The following is an 18835-nucleotide window of genomic DNA, read 5'->3' as shown; positions in this document are numbered from 1 at the left end:
CATGGGCCACCTTGTTTCCCCGCGCGCCCTGTTGCGTGTCATCTGGCGGCGTTTGCCGGTCATCATCCTGATCCTCGCGATCGGAATGGCCTCGTCGGTCTGGTTTGCTCTGAGCAGGCCCAAGCTGTTCGAGGCGACGGCGGTCATCCAGATCGAGGCCCCCGAGGTCGCGGAACAATTGGCCGGTCAGGCGATGATGGTGAATTCCAATTCACAGCTCGACCTGATCCAGCAAAAGCTGATGTCGCGGGACAACATGGTTGCTGTGATCGACAGGTTCGGACTGTTTCCGGGTGATATGCCGTTGACGGAAAAGGTGTTTCTGCTTCGGGAATCCATCACGATCATCGAACTTGTCGATCCGACGCAGTCGTGGCGCCCGGATGTGCAGCCGTCGGGCCTTGTGATTACGGTGCGGCTGGATGATGCGCAGCTGGCGGCGGATGTCGCGAACGATTTCCTGAACTCGATCCTGACCGAGGCGCAATCGCGCAGCGAAGGCCGGGCGGCACGCACACTGGCTTTCTTTGTTTCGGAAGAGGCGCGCGTCAGCGAAGAGATTTCGCAGGTCGAGGCAATCATTGCCGAGTTCAAGGGGGTCAACCTCGACAGCCTGCCTGACAATATCGCCTCCCAGCGGGAACGGCTGACCCGGCTCACAGATACGCAGATTGCGCTTGATCAGCAGCTGATCGAATTGCAGACGCAGTCCGATCGCCTTCGCGAAGACGAGCTGGAGCGTCAGGTCGCCCTGCTTGAGCAGCAACGCTCCCTGATCGCCGAGAACATCGCCCGCATCGAAGAGGCGATTGCCGCGGCACCGATCATCGAACGGCGCCTTTCCGCGCTCAATCGGCAGCTCGAACAGCTGAACACCGAATACGAGGTCGTCACACAGCGGCGCACCGAAGCGGCCATGACCCAGCTTCTCGAGGAACAGGATCAAGCCGAGCGGTTCGAGGTGCTGGAAACAGCGATCCCGCCTGAATATCCGGTCTCCGCCAGCCGCCGAAAGATCGCGCTGGCCGGTGGTGTCGCGACGGTGGTCTTCGCGCTGGCCGCCGCGATGCTGCTCGAGTTGTCGAGCGGGAAGATCCGGACCGCCGCCCAACTCGAACGTCAGTTGGGTGTGCGTCCTGTGATTATCATTCCCAACCTGACCACCCGCAGAGCCAAGCGAAACCGGCTGCTGAAACTGGGCGCTTACCTGATCGCGTTGCTGGGGCTCGTGTGGGTCTTGATCCGCCGTTTCGGCGTGGAACTCTGGTCGATGCTGCCCATCCAACGGCTCCTGGAACTGCTCCGCCTGCCGCTGTTGCGACGTGGTGCCAGACCCTAATAGGCGTAGTCGCCCTCGATATCGGCCTTGTTCAGCACCACGCCCAGAACCGGCTTGTCTTCGCCGATCCGGCGGGTTGCCTCCTGAATCTCGTCGGAGGTGGTCATCCCGCCACCGACCACCATCAAGACACAGTCGAAATGCGGGCGTGCCGCGATGACATCGTCCTGCGCAAGGGCAGGCGGCAGATCAAGAAGCACGACTTCCGGGTGCAGAGTCCGTTCGAGATGGGTCATGACGGCGGCCGTTTCCGGCTGCTGAAGCAATTCGGCCGCATAGGCTTCGGGCCGGTCGTTCAGGCCTATGGCAAGCCTGTCCCCGACATGCAGATTGTTCGGCCCCGGCCGGATAAGGTGATCCTCCAGCGGGACAAAGCCGCGCAGATAATCGCCGATCGACCCGGCGCGCTCGACGCCGAAATACCGGGCAAGCCCGGGTCTGCGCATGTCGAAATCCAGAAGCACGGTCCGGCAGCTGTCATAACGTGACAGGGTGATGGCGAGGTTCACGGCGGTAAAGCTTTTGCCGCAGCCGGCCGTCGGCGAGGTGATGGCAACACGCGTCCAGCCCTTGTCGGCAAGGGCCTGAACCAGACGCGTGCGCAGAACGTCAAAGGCTCCGTGTGCCGGGTCGGACCTGTTGGCCGTGATGACCAGCTTTCCTTCCAGATGTGTGCCGTCGAGGGAGAACTGTCGCAGACGGGTCCAGCTGTCATGAACCGACGGGGAGGGGGGTGCGGACGGATCAGGCGCCGTCGCGCCTGCATCGCTGTCGGAGGTGTCGATTTGCGCGGCCGGTTCCGGCTCGGCCTCTGTCACGGGATCGCTGCGCAGCAGATCACGGAGCGCATCCGTCGCCACCTCGATCTCTTCGGCCGGGGCATGGTCGAGCTTAGCGATCTTGGCAAGAATCCGCTCCCGGGCCCCGGAATCGAGCCTCGGTCTGCCTGTGCGCCTTACCACTTTGTCGTTCATTGCTCGCCTGCTGTCATCGCCCGGCACGGGCTGACTGTTTCGGTCATGTCAGAAAAACTGGGCCAAATTGTGCAATTGGTTCGATTTCGGCGCCTTCATTTATACTCGATCAATCGGGGTCGGACACCGCGCAGGCGTCGGATGTGATAGAGCAGCATACCCAGCAGATGCGGCAGCTTGGCCAGAGTGTAGAATGCCGCATGGCGCCGGGCCTCGGCTGGTTTCTGCCCGTTCCTTTCGAGGCCTTTTGCCGTTCGCCACCAGGACAGGCCGTAGATGGCCGCAACGCCAAGGGACGCGATCCAGCCGAGCCAAGCCACCCCGAAGAGCGCGACAAGCGGCAGGCCTAACCCATAGACCCACGCCCGGCGACGTTCGGCGACGAAGTGATCCCCGTGGCGTCGTCCGACTTCTGCGAACCCGTGGCCCGCACGCAGCGTGCGCCGCCACCATTGTGAGAACCGTGTCATGTTCGCGTCGTGTGATGTCATCTTCAGGGGCAGGCGCCGCGCCATGGCCCCGGCCTTCCTGAGCCGGAGGACGAAATCCTCATCCTCCGAACAGATCAGCCCGGGGTCGAACCCACCGATTTCGTCGAAGACCTTGGATCGAACCATCAGATCGCCGCCGCAGGCCCTTATCTCGCCGGCCGGGCGATGCCATTCCACGTCGCACATCTGGTTATAGACACTGACGTCGCGTGCCACTTCGGAGCGCCAGCCTGTCACGAGGCCGAGATCGGGATCTTCGTCCAGCGCAGCCGTCGCGGCGGTCAGCCAGCCGTCCGCGACCGCGCAATCCCCGTCGATGAACTGGATGTAGTCGGGCAATCCGCCTTCGCGCAGCGCCTCCACCCCGGCATTCCGCCCGCGTGCGGCAGTGAACGGGGCCGACATATCCAGCGAAACGATGTCGACGCCGAAGGATCGGGCAATCTCGCGGCTGTCATCGGTCGAGCCGCTGTCGACATAAACGACCCGCGCGTCGGCGTCTTGCAGGGATGCGAGGCACCGCCGCAGTCGTTCGCCCTCGTTCCGGCCGATGGCCACGACGCCAACCCGGGTCATGGGTCCACATGTCCCGGTCGCTTCGCGGGCCTTGGCTGATCGGTTTGATAGCTGACGAACAGGATGCCAAGGCGCGCCGCCTCGTCCATCGCGTTGAAATTCGTTCTGACAGTTTCGCGTCCAGCCTCGCCCATGCGCGCGCGACCCTTCGGATCGGCCAGCAATCCGGTGATCGCCGCATCGAGAGCCCGGTCATCGCCGGCGGGCACCAGCTTGCCCGACACACCGTCCTGAACAAGCTCGGCAACGCCACCCACCTGCGTCGCGATGACGGGTTTGCCGGCGGCCATCGCCTCCATCAGGACGACCGGCACACCTTCGGCGAATGAGGGCAGAACAAGCATCGATGCCGAGGCAAGGTGCCGGGCAACCTCGTCCTGCGACTGGTAGCCCGCAAAGGTCACGGCGGGCGCAAGCTCAGGATTGGCCCGGACCGCGGCCTCGATCCCGGGGCGTTCGGGGCCATCGCCGATCAGGACAAGCCGGGCCTCGGGCCGTGACTTGCGCACCCTCGCCATCGCATCAAGAAGGACGGGGATACCCTTGACCGACGCCAACCGCCCCACGAACAGGATCGGCCCGTCCCCGCCCGGGGTGCCGTCATAGCGGGACGGATCGATGCCACAATGGATGATATGCAGCTTGTCCCACTGCGCCCGCTCCGAGAACAGCATCGCCTGACTTCGGCAGAAGTCCGAGATGCAGGCGACGAACGAGGCGCGTTCGATCTTGGCGTCAAGCCGCCAGTGATGCGGTTCAAAGAAGATGTCCGGCCCATGCAGGGTGAAACTGAAGGGGATACCCGAAACCTCGGACGCAAGCATCGCGACTGTGCAGCTCGACTTGGCGATATGATTGTGTAGATGAAAGATGCCGCGCGCTTTCATTTCATGGGCAAGCGTCACAGCCTCGGCGAAATAGATCAGGTTGTAGGCCCGCCCCCGAAGACCCTTTGGCGCTGTCTTCCAGGCAAGTGTCAGGGCCGACAGATACCGCCCCGGTCTGCGTATGGCCCAGGCCTGCGCCCTGAGAGACCGCAGCGGGTTGGCCGTTGCCTGAAGGACGTGAAATGTCCGGTCCTGCTCGGCCTTTTGTTCGGGGCCCACGATATGCTCGGCTCCGGTGCGGCGGATCGAAAACGTCTCGATCCGGAAGCCAAGCTCGCGCAGGGCTGCGACTTCACGCTGGATGAAGGTGTCCGTGGCCCGGGGGTATTCGCCCGTCAGATAGGCGATCTTCCCCTTCATCGTGCCATGGTCCCGGCACGGGCGGCAAGGCGCAGATGATCGTCCTCCGGGGTCCAGCCGAGAACCGACCGAGCCCGCGCGTTGGCATAGCGCAATGGCATCATCCGGGCGCGCAGGATTTCGGGCCTCAGAAGGCCGGGGCCGCCGATCACGCGACCCAGCCGGTCAAGCATCTGCCACGGCACGGGAACCGTGATCTTGGGCCAGCCTTCGCCCGTTATCGCCTCAAGGTAGGCGGGCCGGTCTGGCAGGTTCGAATCCACGAGATTGAGGATATGGCGCGGCGGCTCGGGATCGTGATCCGCGGCCAAAGCGATCGCCCGGGCGGCGCTGGTCACATGGATCAGGGGGATCTGACCCTCATTTGCCGTGCGCAGCAGGACCGGGCCTTTCGCAACGCCAAGGTGTCCGTTCCATAGCCTTTCGGGGCCATAGACCGCGCCAACACGCAGGATCCATGCCCTCAGACCCGAGCTTTCGACAGCCTCTTCCTGCGCGAGTTTCGCGCGGGTATAGGCATCGCGCCGTTTCGGTCTGGCCTCGATCTCCGTCGCTTCGGTAACCTCGGACCACGGGTCGAGATCGCAATAGCCATAGACGGACAGCGAACTGACCAGCACGAAGACCGGCGGCGTCGCCATGGCACGGGCGGCGTCAACGATCCGGCGGGTGGGCAGGATCGTGTCGCGATTTTGTGCCGCATCGTCGCCGTCCATCCGGGCCGCGCAATGCACGACGACATCGACGCCCCGAAGGATAGGATCAAGCTGCGCGGTCCCGAGGTCGGCTGCAACATTCTCGACCAGGTCACTGTTCCAGACTGGCAGATCGCGCCTTGCGACCGCTGTCACCTGATGGCCGCGCGCCACGATGGCATCGACGATGGCCCGGCCAAGGAACCCGCCTGCCCCGGTCACGAGGATGTGCCGATGCTCTACCATTCCATCGGCTCCATCGGGTCGCAGCCGCTTTGCATCTGCATCGCGCCGCCGGTTTCACCGGCGTTCTGGATGGCAAGGGTGACCTCGTTGAGATGGATGGCGTAGTCGCCACCCAGCCTCGACGGCCTTTCCGCCGCGATCGCGGCGAGCATTTCCGCGGGGCCGAGCGCGAAATTCATCGATGCGGCTCCGGTGCGTTTCACGGTTGGATGGCGCGGTGCGACGGGTGCGACCTTGCGGCCCAGCGGATGCTCCAACAGTCGCCGCCTGATGCGCAGCCGTCTACGAAACCGGACGGGGGCCGTGTTGTCCCAGGCTTTTGCGACTTCGAGCACACCGTCATCGCCCACCACCCTGATCCGGTGATCATGCGGCGCGGCGATCGAGCAGGTCAACCGGGCGACCGGGCCATTCTCGAAGAACAGGATTGCGGTCGAGAAATCCGGCGTCGCGCCGTCATAGCCGCATTTATCGGGGATCACCCGTGCCGAAGCGGCGGTCACGGACCGGACAGTGCCGAACATCGCGATCAACCAGCTGAGATAATATCCCGCATGTTCCAGAGTGCAGCCCGTGCGAAACTCGTCTTCCCAGGGCCAGGGTGCGCCGCTTTCGCTGGCCCAGTCCTTGACCGGGGCCTGCGAGATGAACCCGTCGTCAAGCTCGGCATAGATTAGCCGGGGCGTGCCGGCCGTGTCGTTCCGGATGGCGTGCGCCAGCGTCTGCGCGGTTTGTCCCAGAACGGAACAAGGCGCCGACGCAAGTTGCAGCCCCTTGTCCCGGGCGAGTGCCGAAAGCGCGAGAACGTCGTCCATCGACATTGCCAAAGGCTTTTCCGACCAGACATGCCGCCCTGCGTCCAATGCCGCGCGGGTCACATCTGCATGGGAGACCGGGTTGGTGAGGTTCAGAACCACACCATCGGGCGGCGTCGCCGCCAGCGCGTCGGAAAGCGTGGTGAAAGGGGTGATCTGCCAATGATTGCAGAATGCTGAAAGCCGGTCGGGATCGGTGTCAAAGGCGCCCTGAACCTTGATGCCGGGGAATGTCATGAGGGATCGCATGTAAAGATCGGCCACGAAGCCGCAGCCGATCAGCGTCACAGCGCCGCTCATCATCTTGTCCGGCCTGGCGTTCATGCCTTATCCGTGTCCTGCTCGATCCGCGTTCTCAACCATGAAAGCATGGCAACACTTTGACCCGATTTGGTGTCTATCGCCCCCGTCGTCCCTGTGGCACATAGCGATTATGCGATTTCCGACGGTTTCCGGACCCATCGAGGTCAATGTGAGTGACTGGCAATTCTTGGCAACCCATGTCCGAGAATGCTTGTCGACCAGACAGGGCTTTGCAATGGCCACGTTGAACCTTGATCACCTTTCCAAGCTCCGAAAGGATCCGAATTTCGCGCGCGCCTATGCCCGGCAGGAACTGATCACGGCGGATGGAAATCCGGTGGTCTGGACCTGTGCCCTTGCCGGACAGGAGGTCGAACTTCTTCCCGGCGCCGATTGCATTCTGCCGCTTGGTGTCATCGCGCGGGATCAGGGCGTTCGCGTCGCCCTTCTGGGAAGCACCGAAGAAAGCCTGTCGGGCGCTGCGCGTGTGCTGTTCGACGTGGCCCCCGGGATCGAGATTTCCCACATGATTGCGCCGTCGATGGGGTTCCATCCCGATGACGATCGCGCAGCAGAGCTTCTCTCCATGCTCGAGGCGGAGGCCGTAGGGCTGTGTTTCATCGCGCTTGGTGCCCCGAAACAGGAGATCCTTGCGGCGCGAGGCCGACAGCTGGCGCCTTCTGTCGGGTTCGTATCGATCGGTGCAGGGCTCGATTTTCTGGCCGGACTGCAGCTCAGGGCGCCGATGTGGGTTCGGCGGCTCGCGCTGGAATGGCTTTGGCGGGTTGCAATGGAGCCCCGCAGACTTCTTGGGCGGTACTTCCGTTCTGCACTGATCTTTCCCGGTCTGGTCGCGCGCGCCTTGTTTCAGCGGGTAAGCGGCTAGTCCAGAACGCGGGCAATCCTCTTGCGGCCCATGATCCGATCCTTGATGCGCCCTTGCAGCCCGCGGGGAGGAAGCAGCTCGCGGTTCATTTCCCAGACAGTCCCGTTCAGGCTCCGGTCCTGCCACATGGCCAGCCGGGCCCCCCATCGGGCGGCATCCTCGGGCGCGAGACCATCGCGGACGCCCATGCGCGTGGCCAACATGCCCGGCAGCCAATCCGAAATGACGATATCCGGAAAACGATCCTGCATGTCGGCGACAAGGGCGCGCGTATAGATGCGCGCCGCACCCTTTGACACCGAATAGGCCGCCGATCCCGGCAGTGGGGCAATGTCGGCCATGCTGGCCACGTTGACGATGCGGCCCCGGCCCGTCCTGACCATGCGTGCCAGCGCCTCGTGTGTCGATGTAACGACACCGCCCAGATTGACGGCCATCGTGGCCGCGAAGCTTTCGGGTGTTTCATCAAGGATATCACGCCTTGGATAGACGGCAGCATTGTTGATGAGGATCGACACCGGGCCGATCTGGTCGATCGCCGCGAATGCGCGGGCAACCTGATCGGGCTCGGCCAGATCGGCGATGATCGGATGAAACCGCCCCTCGCAGGACGTGCCCGTCTCGGCCAGCGCCTTGTCGTCGCGGCCGATGCCTGCCACGACAAGGCCCCGCGCCGCCAACTCGCGTGACAAGGCCCGGCCCAGTCCACCTCCGGCGCCGGTGACAACCGCAAGTTCGTCGGTCATGGCTGTCTCCCTGTGATGCGGGCGGCGACGCGCAGGGCATGGGCCGCAATCGTCAGGCTGGGGTTCACGCCCATGGATGTGGGCATGAATGACGCGTCGGCAACCCAGAGGTTCTCGATCCCGTGGCAGCGCCCGTCTGCATCTATCACGCTCGTTGCCGGATCGGCGCCCATTCGCAGGGTGCCGGAGGGGTGGCCGAAGTTGGGCTCGGGCGTGTGGTTCAGAAACAGGACCCGCGATCCGCGAAAAGCCGACCTGATGTTCTTTCGAAACAGCGATCTGCGCGCCAGCAATTCATCGCTGATAGCGTAGTCGAACCGAATGCGCCCGGGGTCGTCCGGGTCGCGCATCACCCTGTTTTCCGGCAGGGGGAAATCCTCCAGAAGGCCCACGAACAGTTTCGCATTGCCAAGCACCCGATACCCGATCGCGGCGGGCAGGCGGGCCAGTTCCTGCACAAGCCGCGTCTTTCCGATCGGTGATCGGGCCGCGCGCTGGCGCAGGTTGTGCAGGATCTCGCCATAGCCGGCATCGACGCCCATCGCCTGAACCATGCCAAGTCTTTGGCCTTCGCGGAAATAAAGATCGCGGAAGCCGACCGATTTCGACGGGCCCGATGCTCCGGCCTCGGGCCCGGCAAAGAGGGCAAACATCTCGTTGAGGTGGAACATCAGGTTCCGGCCGACCTGATCGTTCCGGTTCGCGCAGCCTTCGGGCCAGGCGTCACTGGCCGAGGCCAGCAGAAGTCGGGGCGAGGCCAGCGCGCCGGCGGCAAGGATCACGCGCGGGGCGCTGATCATGTGCACATTTCCGGCATGGCGCAGCTCGATCCCGGTGATCCGGTCACGGGTTCCCAGAAGCCGGGTCACCTCTGCCTGTTCGAGAACGGCCGCCCGGCCTGTCGCGAGGGCCGGCTCGACCCCGGCGGACCGGCCGTCCATCTTGCACGGGCGCGGGCATTTGCGGCCAAAGCATTCCGTGCAGCCGTCGAGATAACTGACCGCGGCATGAAGCCTGTAGGGGTTCAGCCCGTTCGCCCGCAAACGGGCCATGATGACACGATCGCCGGTGGAAGGTTCGGGTGGGGGCAGAAGGTTCGGGCAGGCAATATCGGACAGCGGATCGGGCTCGCCGTGGATGGCGTAGAGCCGTTCGGCCTCGTCGAACCAGGGTCGCATCTCGGCATGGCTGACGGGCCAGCCGCCAGTCGGATGCGGACGGTCCGCGCTGTGATCGAGGTCATGCGGTTCGGGCCGTTCCAATGTCGCGGCATAGAAGACCGAGCTTCCGCCGACGCCACTGCCGAGGGCTGCGTGGAATTCCTGCCGTTTGCCGTCGAGCCGGGCAGAAACCGTATCGGGCCAGAAGCCTCGGACGGATCGTGCGAACGGGTCGGTGATCGTGCTGTCGAGAGGCGTCTCTTCGGTCCGGTGGCCGGCGGTCCCTTTTTCGATGAAGAGCACCCGCTGACCCGCCTCGGCCAGTGCCCGCCCTGCTGTTCCTCCGCCGATGCCGGTGCCGATCACGATGCAATCCCACGGCTCGGAAAGCGCCTCGGCGGTCATGTATCTTCTCCCGTCAGGAACGGCAGGAAAAGGCTGCGGATCGCCAATGCGCCGGCATTCGTCAGATGGTTGTTGTCGAAATAGACCGGCGTTCCCGAAATCAATATGGAACATCTTTCAGGGCAAAGAGTCTGCCATGTATCAATAAGCTGTGCATTTCCGGAAAGATGGATCGCGTAGATCGGGAATTCGGAATTGGCCACTCGGGCGGCAAGCTTTTCTTCTTCGACCGTCGAAAGGGCCGAGACATCCATCGCATCGAGCCGCCCGTGCGCCAGACCTCTCGCCACCTCGCGACTGTCATACCACGGTATTTCGGCGACCTGACGCGCGATGTGAACCTCGTCGAAGATCGCGCCAAGCGTTGCCACCGTGCGCGTGATGGCCTCGCCGAACAGGTCAGGCTGTTCGGTGGCGGCGTAACCTGACGCGGGGGTCGGCTCCATCGTGATCAGGTTCTGCGCATCGCGCCCGACGCCCGCGCCTTCGGCGTAATAGCTCCAGCGGGCGACCAGAAGGATCCGCTTGGCACTGTCGAGGGTTCCGAAGGCCTGCTCAAGCTGATCGTTTGCATCGGTGCAGGCTGCGTTCTGGGCGGGGGTCGCGGCCGTTTCTTCCTTGATGATGCCAAACAGCGGAGGGCAGCCCGCCCGCCAGATGATCCAGCCGGGCGTATCGGCCTCGAGCGCGGCAAGACCCAGCCCGTTCATCAGCGCGCGCAGGTGGCTGTCACCCCAGATCACCACCTCGGGCGGGCCGTCCGGGCCGATGCGGCAAATCTCGATCCCGGCGAAGTGGCCCTCATCATCCGTCGTGCAGCGCGACCAATCCTGAAGGAAATCCTGGCTGGCCGCGATATGGGCCTGCGCCTGTTCATCGAACCGCCCCGGCAGACCGTCGCGGATGAATGCCACGCCGCCGAAGGCCACCAGCGCGATTGCACAAAGTGCCGCACCACCGACGAACTGCAGGGGCGGGATCGAGAAGCTTTGCCGCAGCGGCCGTTCCACGATTGCCCAACTCAGGATCGCGAGGATCACGGACAGGCCCAGCCATTGCGCCGTTTCCATCGGGCCGGAATAGCCGTCACGCCAGTATCGCGACAGGACGAGAACCGGCCAATGCCAGAGGTAGAGAGAGTAGGAGATCAATCCCACGAAGACCGCCGGTGGCAGCGCCAACATGCGATTGACCGGCCCCGCCCGACCTGCACCTGCAAGAAGCAACGCGGTTCCCGCGACGGGGATGATGGCCTGCCAACCCGGAAAACCATCGGGCCCGACAAGGAAGATCGCCCCGATAATCAGGGCGAGGCCCAATGGCCCGGCCAGGCCCGGAATCCGGCGACGATCCGCCCTGAGCCACAGGGCCAGAAGCACACCTGTCAAGAGTTCCCACGCGCGGAACGGGAACAGAAAGAACGTCGCCACCGGTTGCGATGGCGTCAGCGCGACGCAGGCCACAGCCGAGGTCAGCCAGGCCACGACAAGCAGACCGGTTGTGACCCGTCGACTGAAGCGCAGCGCAAGGAGCGTTAGCGGAAGCACGATGTAGAATTGTTCTTCGACCGAAAGCGACCAGGTATGCAAGAGCACCTTGCTGTCCGCCGCGACATCGAAATACCCGGCCTCTCGCCAGAACTGCACGTTCGAAAGCCAGACCGTGGCTGCGATCAGGTGTTTTCCGAATTCCCGAAACTCGAAGGGCAGCAGGATGACCCAGGCCGCAACCGAGGTCACGACCGCCATGGCGATGAAGGCCGGCGCCAGCCTGCGGATTCGCCGCAGGTAGAACCGTCCGAGCGAAATCCGTCCGGTTTCGTCCAGCTCCTTCCAGAGAAGGCCTCCGATCAGGAAGCCCGAGATGACAAAGAAGACATCGACCCCGACAAACCCACCGCCAAGACCGGGCACGCCGAAATGATAGAGAACCACCGCAAGAACGGCGACAGCACGAAGCCCGTCGATCTCTGGCCGATAGGCCAGATGAGGAGCCGAGGCGCTCCCTGATGTTGCCCGTGCAAAAATGTCTGAACCTGCCTGTTACTCGTTGCCTCTGGCACAGCCAGTTGAACCTATTGAGGCCATACTGGATCAGAAATGCGACAAAAATCTGGCAAGCGGCGAGGAAAAGTTGCGCGCGACTGCGTCGTTGCGCGTTGAAAACACTCAGGGCACTTGGCGGATCGCCGATTTTCGAATCGGGCGTGGCATGGTCACCTTGGCGCGGACCTAGTGCCAGGCATCGGGCATGGCCTCTTTCTTCTGTGCGATAAAGGCTAGGAGAGCCTCGTCGATCGCTTCGTCCAGATGCGGCGGTTCGTAGTGTTCCAGCGTCGATTGCCAGCGCGCGGTCGCCCGGGCCATGGCCCCGTTGCGGCCGTTGTCATCCCATGTTTCCCACGGGGTATAGTCGCTGAGCGCGCTGTCATAATAGGCCGTCTCGTAGTGGCGCAGCGTGTGTTCGGTGCCGAAGAGGTGCATCCCGGGCCCGCCCTCGGCCAGCGCATCGAAGGCCAGCGTCTCGTCCGACACCTCGAGCCCCCGCAGATAGACATGCAGCGCGCCGGCCAGATCGCAATCCATGACGAATTTCTCGTAGGACATCGATAACAGCCCGTCGAGAAAACCGGCGGCGTGCAGGATGTAGTTCGCCCCGCATTGCGCGGCGGCCATCATCGACATCATGGATTGCGACATCGCCTGCGCGTCGGGCAGTTTCGAGGTGCTGAAATTCCCTGAACATCTGAGAGGCAGGTTCATCCGCCGTGCCAGTTGACCCATCACCAGCGATCCGAGTGCGGGTTCCGGCGTGCCGAAGGTGGGCGAGCCCGACCGCAGGTCCAGCGACGACAGGAACGCGGCCAGAAGGGCCGGCGCACCGGGGCGGACCAGCTGTGTCAACGCGACGCCGACCATCGATTCCGCAAGGCTCTGGGCGCAGCTTCCGGCCATCGTCACGGGCGTGACCGCGCCACCCAGAAGGAACGGCAGGTGGATCGAGCCCTGTCCCGCCGCCGCATAGGTCCGGATGCCGCGCGTCGTCACGCCATCGAGGACCAGCGGAGAGGTCGTGTTGAAGTTGCCCATGATGACGCAGTTCCGATCCACGAAATCCGCGCCAAAGAGAATACGGCACATCTCGATTGAATCGGCCGCGCGTTCCGGCGCCGTGATCGAGCCGAGGAACGGTTTGTCGGAAAACCGGATATGGGAATAGACCATATCGAGGTGCCGCTTGTTCACGGGGATGTCGGTGGGCTCGCAGATCGTGCCGCCCGAATGGTGCAACCACGGCGAGCTTTGCCCGAGCTTCACCAGGGACTGGAAGTCATCGAGCGTCGCATACCGCCTGTTGCCCTCGCTATCGAGGATGAACGGCGATCCGTAAGCAGGCGCAAAGACCATGGCATCGCCGCCGATCTCGACCGATCGGGCCGGATTGCGGGCAGCCTGCCGGAACCGTCCGGGTGCGGTCGTGCAAAGCTGCCGGATCAATCCCGGCTCGAACCGGATGTTCGATGCCTCGGGGCCGATCTGGCGGACCTCGCCTCCGGCACGGCGGAACAGCTCGACCGTTTCAGGATCTTCGCGGAATTCCATGCCGATCTCGGCAAGGATCCTGTCGGCTGTCGCTTCGATCCTCGCAAGGCTCTCTTCGCCCAGAATGTCATAGGTCGGCACCTTGCGGGTAATGTAGGGCACCTCGAGCCAAGGGTTGGCGCCGGGAATGTTGGACCGGGGCGGCTTGCGGGGCCCACGGCTGCGCCGCCTCGGATTGGCCTTGGCTTCGATCTGGGACATATCGCCTCCGGTTCTGACACCCGATCCCAAGACAGCAGCCGAAATCGACACACCTGTCAAGATAATTGACGGTGGCGTCGAAACCCGTGATGGTGCATCTGTGGCGGCCATTCCGGAGGCACAGGCGATGGACGGAAAACCGACCGAAAAGCAGACCGGGTGGCGCGGCTCGGAAGACCTCTGGCTGGACGCGGCCTATGCGCTGCTGATCGAGGCGGGCGTCGACGCGGTCAAGGTCATGCCTCTGGCCGAACGGCTGGGCATGTCGCGCACTTCGTTCTACGGCCATTTCGAGAGCCGGGAACAACTGCTCTCCGCGCTGATCGAGCGGTGGAAACAGAAGAATACCGGCAACCTTGTCGCGCGCACCGAGGCCTATGCCGAAACCATCGCAGAGGCGATGTACAACCTGTTCGACTGCTGGCTCGACCCGGACCTGTTCGATGCGAAATTCGATTTCGCCATCCGGACCTGGGCGCTGGCGGATGCCGATCTGAAGGCCGATCTCGAAGATATCGATCAGGCCCGGATCAATGCGATTGCCGCGATGTTCGACAGGTTCGGCTTCGAAGCCGAAATGGCGCGCGTGCGGGCCTATTCGGTCTATTACACCCAGATCGGCTACATCTCGATGATGGTGTCTGAACCGGTCGCGGTGCGAATACGGCGGATGCCGATGTATATCGAAACATTCACCGGGCAGTCCCCGACGAGGGCGGAAACCGCGCGCTTCGCATCGCGCCACGGGTTCGAGGCCGTCGATGTGCTGGAGCCGTCCAACTAGCGGGCGATACGCAGCAATACGGCACCCGCGAGCGTGGCAGCGGTTGCCACGACCTTTGCCAGATCCAGCCGTTCCTTCATCACGCCGACGCCGATCAGCAGCGCGAAGATGATACTTGTTTCCCGAAGCGCCGTGACCAATGCGATCGGGGCCTGGGTAAAGGCCCAGACAACGATCGCATAGGCCGCAAAGGAGGCGCCGCCCCCAATCAGGAGAACTCTCATGTGCAGACGCGGAATCGCCCGCAACGTGCCCGGAAACCTCAGCCTGAGGTAGCCCGCCATAAGTGTCGCATTCATCACCGACAGCCATGCGAAATAGGACAGGGAATGTCCCGACAGGCGTGCGCCCAGACCATCCACCAGCGAATATCCCGCAATGAACAGACCGGTGATCAGCGCAAGGCCCGCTGCCGGAGTGTTGCGCAGACCGGTCTCTCGCCGGACAAGCGACAGGCTGAGAATTCCCATGGCGATCAGCAGGATCGACAACATCTCGAGCGGCGCGAGCTGAACACCCAGAAACGCGACCGACACCCCGGCCACGACAAGCGGGGCGACGCCCCGGGCAATGGGATAGACCTGCGTCAGATCGCCGATCCGGTAACTCTCGATCAGGAAGATCTGATAGCCCAGATGCAGGGTCACGCCCGCCAGCAGAAGACCGAAAGACGACGGATCGGGCAGGGGCACGAAGGGGATGATCAGGATCGCCGCGAGCAGGTGCCCCAGCGTGACCGCGCCGACGCCGGCGGCCTTGTCGGCACCGCTCTTGACCAGCGCATTCCAGAAGGCGTGCAGCATTGCGGCGCCCAGAACGGCCAGCATCACCCCGATTGTCATTGTTCCAGTTCCCCGAAGATTGGGCGGGACTATTCCTGCCGCCCGATCCCGGCGCAAGCCCTGTCCGGTCAGTCGCCCTCGGCAAGGTCCATCTGATCGGGTGTCAGGCCCGCGATCTCGAGGATCAGCTTGCGCCTGACCGCATCGGCAAAGGTGGCCCGGTTCTCGGCCGTCACCATGAACGCGCCGGGGCCTCCGATGATCCGGTTGGCATATTCCTCTTCGAGGTTCGAACCCGCCCGGCGCCCGTCATCAGGCCGCAGGATCGGCAGGGCGTTGATCGTGATGCCCGCGGCCAGAACCTCGTCGCGGGCGATTTCGATCGGGGGGCCGAAGGAATTCCCGATGCTGTCACCGGAAAAGTCGATCACCCCGCGCGGGGCGAATATGTCGTTCTCTTCGATCAGGCGTTTGCCTTCCAGAAGCGCCGACCCGATGGCATTGCGGCCAAAGGCCTGCCGGGCGGGGCCCGCCAATGCGTCGGCGAAGGCTGCGGCACTTTCCGGCCCGTCGATGATCGTCCAGTCGACGACGACGGCGGTGTTCGTGGCCCATTCGACGTAGGTCACGGCGATGTTGCCATAAAGAGAGTTCTGGATTGCCGCGATCACGCGGGGATCGACGATCGCCTCGGCATATCCCTGTCGTTGAAATGCCAGTTCGCCTGCGTCGATCGAACCGGAGGCATCGGCGAGAAGAACGAGTTCCAGCCCGACTTCGCGTTCCTGCGCATTGACCGGACCGGCCAGAAGGCCGAATGCCGAAATCAAAGCAAGAAGAGCACGCCACAACATGACCAACAGGTAGGTCAGGTTGTGCAAAGGGCAACTTGCCACGGCCCGGCTGCCAAGGCCCCGTCTAGATCTGCCGAACAAGCCGCAGCGCGTCAAAGATCGCGGCATGGGTGTTCCGGGCCGAAACAGCATCCCCGATGCGGTAAAGCTCGAACGTGCCGCCACCTTTCCAGTCCGGTTGTGGCCGGTTCCCGACATAGGCGTCTTCGTCCAGCGCGCCGCGGTTGCGCGAAAGCGGTTTCAGCGCGAAATAAAGGTCATCCATCGGGGTCGTGCCATGATTGACGACGATCTGGTCAAAGCTGCGGCTGTCCCGATGGGCCGAATAGTCTGTGCCGATGATCGCCCTGATCATGTTGCCGTCCCGCTCGGCCGCCATCAGCCGCCAAGTGACGGTAAAGGTCACATCCTTGTCTTGCAGGTTGCGCATGTAGGGAACGAGGTTCATGGCCATGACATCGGGGGCGAAGGTGCGGTCGGGTGTCATGATCTCGACCTTCGCGCCGGCGCCGGCCAGCGACTCGGCGGCTTGAAGGGCCGCGTGATCGCCCGCATCGTCGAACAGAAGGACATTGCTCCCCGGCTTCACGTCGCCTGAAATGATATCCCAAGTCGACACGACGAGGTCGTTCCCGGCCTCGAGGATTTCGGTCGTGGGAAGGCCGCCGGTGGCGATGATGACGACATCGGGGTCGAGGGCTGTGATGTCATCGGCCTCGGCGAAGGTGTTGAACCGGAACGCCACGTCGCGGGCGGCGCATTGGGCCATGCGCCAATCGATGATGCCGATCATCTCGCGCCGCCGGTGGTTGAGCGCCGTCAGCCGGACCTGCCCGCCCGGATCGGGCGCGGCTTCGAAGACGGTCACGGCATGGCCGCGTTCGGCCGCCACCCGCGCAGCCTCGAGCCCGGCGGGGCCTGCGCCCACGATCACCACGTTGCGCGGTCTGGCGGCGGGGTCGATCTCGTGGGGTTGGGACAGCTCGCGCCCGGTCGAGGGATTGTGGATGCACAGGGCATCGCCCGCCTGATAGATCCGGTCGAGGCAATAGGTGGCGCCGACGCAGGGGCGAATGTCGTCTTCGCGGCCCTCGGCGATCTTCCTGACCACATGCGGGTCGGCCATGTGCGCGCGGGTCATTCCCACCATGTCGAGCTGGCCGCTGGCAATCGCGTGGCGTGCGGTCGCCACATCCGGGATGCGCGCGGCGTGGAATGTCGGCAGACCCACCTCGGCCTTGATCCGGCCCGCGAAATCCAGATGCGGCGCGCTTTTCATGCCCTGCACGGGGATCACGTCTGTCATCGCCGGATCAGTGTGGATCTGCCCGCGCACGACGTTCAGGAAATCGACGCCCGCATCGCGGAAGATCTTGCCGATCCTGATGCCTTCGTCCTCGGTGATCCCGCCTTCGGCGGCTTCATCGGCCGTATAGCGCATGCCAAGCAGGAAATCGTCCCCGACCCGCGCCCGACAGGCCCTGTAGACCTCGAGCGCGAACCGCGACCGGTTTTCAAGATCGCCGTTCCACGGCGCATCGAGCGTATTGGTCAGGGGGGACATGAACTGGTCCATCAGGTGGCCGTAGCACTGGAATTCCACCCCATCGAGGCCCGCCTCCTTCATCCGTTCGGCCGCGTCGGCATAGTCGCGGATGATGCGTTCGATCTCGAATTCCTCGAGGACCTTCGGAAAGGCCCTGTGCGCCGGTTCGCGATAGGGGCCGGGGGCCACGATGGGCAGCCAGTCGCCCTTGTTCCACGTCGTTCGCCGGCCCAGATGCGTCAGCTGGATCATCACGGCGCAGCCGTGATCGTGGCATTCGTCGGCCAGCTGCTTCATCCAGCCGACGACCTCGTCCTTGTAGGCGAGGATGTTGTTGAAGACCGGCGGCGAGGTGCGGCTGACCGTGGCGGACCCCGCGGTCATGGTCAGCGCGACCCCCGCTTTTGCCCGTTCCACGTGGTAGGCGCGATACCGGTCCTTGGGCATGCCATCCTCGGGATAGGCGGGTTCATGACTTGTCGTCATGATCCTGTTGCGCAGGGTAAGCGGGCCAAGGGCATAGGGCTGAAGCAGCGGGTCGTTCGACATCGAAACCGGTCCTGTTCTGATCTCGTCATCGTCGAGGTTAGAACAGCCCATCCACAGCGTCACCCCAAATATCGACACAAGTGTCGATCTAGGTGACAGTGATGTCTGCCGGTATTCCGGTCGAATTTGGCATATTCTGGCGGTCGTGCCATGTCAGCGGCAACGAATTGTCCAATTGCATTGGTAACAGTCAGGCAGTGTTCACCGCCAAAGGGAGCGGCCGGTTGTGTTCAGAAGCAGATTGAACCGTTTCAAATTACTGTCCGTCGCCTTGGTTTCGCTGATCGCCATCGCCGTGCCGATCCGATCCGAGGTGCCTGTTGCAAGCGCCGGTCTTGCCCAATGCGCGGGGCTCATGCACGCGATGTCCGACATCGTCGAAGGCGCGGATCAGGCGCTGTTGTTCGAGGAACTCGCCTCGGCCTGGGCCTCTGCCGGGATCGAGAAGGCCCGGCAGGAAGGTCATTTCTATCCCGAGTATTTCGTCGAAGCAGCAATGATGTCTGCCGCCGATGAATGGCGCCGTCGATCCGCGCGCGAAGCATTTGTGTCGCTCCTTGAGCAGGAGATGTCCCTTTGTGACAGGCTTGCCGAGAAAGATGGGTTGTTCCGTCTGGCTGGCGCTCCGGGCTGA

General features: G+C 63.6%; 16 protein-coding genes. 4 read left to right on the top strand and 12 right to left on the bottom strand.

The window, feature by feature from the left end; genetic code table 11:
• Nucleotide 1: 1 nt before the first annotated feature.
• Nucleotides 2-1339, top strand: coding sequence for a Wzz/FepE/Etk N-terminal domain-containing protein (locus EP376_RS09140; protein ID WP_127655241.1), 1338 nt, complete (start codon nt 2-4; stop codon nt 1337-1339).
• On the opposite strand, the gene EP376_RS09135 is transcribed toward EP376_RS09140, so the two are convergent.
• The 5 genes from EP376_RS09135 to EP376_RS09115 all read right to left on the bottom strand — a co-directional run bounded on the left by EP376_RS09135 (nt 1336) and on the right by EP376_RS09115 (nt 6707).
• Complete coding sequence (locus tag EP376_RS09135) at nt 1336-2313, bottom strand: CpsD/CapB family tyrosine-protein kinase (RefSeq protein WP_127655240.1); 978 nt, start codon at nt 2311-2313, stop codon at nt 1336-1338. The two genes, EP376_RS09140 and EP376_RS09135, sit on opposite strands and share 4 nt — an antisense overlap.
• Before the next feature lie 95 nt (nt 2314-2408).
• A complete protein-coding gene (locus tag EP376_RS09130; RefSeq protein ID WP_127655239.1) occupies nt 2409-3380 on the bottom strand; it encodes a glycosyltransferase family 2 protein in 972 nt (323 codons plus the stop codon).
• A complete protein-coding gene (locus EP376_RS09125) occupies nt 3377-4627 on the bottom strand; it encodes a glycosyltransferase (RefSeq protein WP_127655238.1) in 1251 nt (416 codons plus the stop codon). Before EP376_RS09125 ends, EP376_RS09130 begins: the two co-directional genes overlap by 4 nt.
• A complete protein-coding gene (locus EP376_RS09120; RefSeq protein ID WP_127655237.1) occupies nt 4624-5568 on the bottom strand; it encodes an NAD-dependent epimerase/dehydratase family protein in 945 nt (314 codons plus the stop codon). The genes EP376_RS09125 and EP376_RS09120 overlap by 4 nt, the downstream gene beginning before the upstream one ends.
• Nucleotides 5562-6707, bottom strand: coding sequence for a Gfo/Idh/MocA family protein (locus tag EP376_RS09115; protein WP_238928703.1), 1146 nt, complete (start codon nt 6705-6707; stop codon nt 5562-5564). Before EP376_RS09115 ends, EP376_RS09120 begins: the two co-directional genes overlap by 7 nt.
• 214 nt (nt 6708-6921) lie before the next feature.
• Here EP376_RS09115 and EP376_RS09110 point away from each other — a divergent pair, with 214 nt between their 5' ends.
• Entirely contained in the window at nt 6922-7572 is a 651-nt protein-coding gene (locus EP376_RS09110; protein WP_238928702.1) for a WecB/TagA/CpsF family glycosyltransferase, read from the top strand.
• Here EP376_RS09110 and EP376_RS09105 read toward each other — a convergent pair.
• The 4 genes from EP376_RS09105 to EP376_RS09090 all read right to left on the bottom strand — a co-directional run bounded on the left by EP376_RS09105 (nt 7569) and on the right by EP376_RS09090 (nt 13686).
• Nucleotides 7569-8318, bottom strand: coding sequence for an SDR family NAD(P)-dependent oxidoreductase (locus tag EP376_RS09105; protein WP_127655235.1), 750 nt, complete (start codon nt 8316-8318; stop codon nt 7569-7571). The genes EP376_RS09110 and EP376_RS09105 overlap by 4 nt on opposite strands.
• Nucleotides 8315-9883, bottom strand: a complete 1569-nt coding sequence (locus EP376_RS09100; RefSeq protein WP_127655234.1) for a GMC oxidoreductase — start codon at nt 9881-9883, stop codon at nt 8315-8317. Before EP376_RS09100 ends, EP376_RS09105 begins: the two co-directional genes overlap by 4 nt.
• Nucleotides 9880-11850 (bottom strand): acyltransferase family protein, encoded by a 1971-nt coding sequence (locus tag EP376_RS09095; RefSeq protein ID WP_338068403.1) that lies wholly within the window; start codon nt 11848-11850, stop codon nt 9880-9882. The genes EP376_RS09100 and EP376_RS09095 overlap by 4 nt, the downstream gene beginning before the upstream one ends.
• Nucleotides 11851-12114: 264 nt before the next feature.
• On the bottom strand, nt 12115-13686 hold the full coding sequence (locus EP376_RS09090; RefSeq protein WP_127655232.1) for a trimethylamine methyltransferase family protein: 1572 nt from the start codon (nt 13684-13686) through the stop codon (nt 12115-12117).
• Here EP376_RS09090 and EP376_RS09085 point away from each other — a divergent pair.
• Nucleotides 13667-14470 carry a TetR/AcrR family transcriptional regulator gene (locus EP376_RS09085; protein WP_338068389.1) on the top strand — a complete coding sequence of 268 codons (804 nt, stop codon included), beginning with the start codon at nt 13667-13669 and terminating at the stop codon, nt 14468-14470. The two genes, EP376_RS09090 and EP376_RS09085, sit on opposite strands and share 20 nt — an antisense overlap.
• Here EP376_RS09085 and EP376_RS09080 read toward each other — a convergent pair.
• The 3 genes from EP376_RS09080 to EP376_RS09070 form a co-directional block, all read right to left on the bottom strand.
• On the bottom strand, nt 14467-15312 hold the full coding sequence (locus tag EP376_RS09080) for a DMT family transporter (RefSeq protein WP_127655231.1): 846 nt from the start codon (nt 15310-15312) through the stop codon (nt 14467-14469). The genes EP376_RS09085 and EP376_RS09080 overlap by 4 nt on opposite strands.
• Nucleotides 15313-15380: 68 nt before the next feature.
• Nucleotides 15381-16106 carry a DUF1194 domain-containing protein gene (locus EP376_RS09075; protein ID WP_127655914.1) on the bottom strand — a complete coding sequence of 242 codons (726 nt, stop codon included), beginning with the start codon at nt 16104-16106 and terminating at the stop codon, nt 15381-15383.
• A gap of 64 nt (nt 16107-16170) precedes the next feature.
• Nucleotides 16171-18201 (bottom strand): NADH:flavin oxidoreductase, encoded by a 2031-nt coding sequence (locus tag EP376_RS09070; protein ID WP_127655230.1) that lies wholly within the window; start codon nt 18199-18201, stop codon nt 16171-16173.
• 226 nt (nt 18202-18427) lie between these two features.
• Between EP376_RS09070 and EP376_RS09065 the strand changes: the two genes are divergently transcribed.
• Nucleotides 18428-18835, top strand: a complete 408-nt coding sequence (locus EP376_RS09065; protein ID WP_164744896.1) for a hypothetical protein — start codon at nt 18428-18430, stop codon at nt 18833-18835.

The sequence above is a fragment of the Alexandriicola marinus genome (genome assembly GCF_004000435.1).
Taxonomy (GTDB): Bacteria; Pseudomonadota; Alphaproteobacteria; order Rhodobacterales; family Rhodobacteraceae; genus Alexandriicola; species Alexandriicola marinus.
Note: the sequence above shows the minus strand (reverse complement) of the source record. Positions and strands in the feature narration are given on the sequence as shown.